The sequence below is a fragment of the Isoptericola haloaureus genome (assembly GCF_036689775.1).
Taxonomy (GTDB): domain Bacteria; phylum Actinomycetota; class Actinomycetes; order Actinomycetales; family Cellulomonadaceae; genus Isoptericola; species Isoptericola haloaureus.
Window position 1 is genome coordinate 1 of sequence record NZ_JBAGLP010000091.1, and the last position, 316, is coordinate 316.

A 316-nucleotide genomic window follows, 5' to 3' on the forward strand; every position below is an offset into this window, starting at 1 on the left:
CGAGGACGAGACGGAGCTCGCGGGCGCCACCTGCGAGATCACGCCGAGCCCGCTCGACCCGGCGGCCGAGGAGCCCCTCACGGTCGTGACCGGCGCGGACGGGACCTACACCGTCGAGCCGGTCGCCGACTTCGGCGCGTACGACGTCACCGAGGTCGCCGTCCCGGCCGAGTCCGGCTCCCTCCTGCCTCCGCCGGGTGGCCGCACGCAGACCGTCGCGCTCGTCGAGGGCGAGACCACCGAGGTCGAGTTCTCCGACCCGCTGGCCTGGCAGCCTCTGACGGCCGTCGTCTCCGGCGCCCTGCTCGTAAACCGG

The 316-nt window shown here is 74.7% G+C and carries 1 protein-coding gene; it reads left to right on the forward strand.

Annotated features, from left to right (window positions below):
- On the forward strand, positions 1 to 316 hold a 316-nt coding region (locus tag V5O49_RS00295; RefSeq protein ID WP_332900468.1), incomplete at both ends, for a hypothetical protein.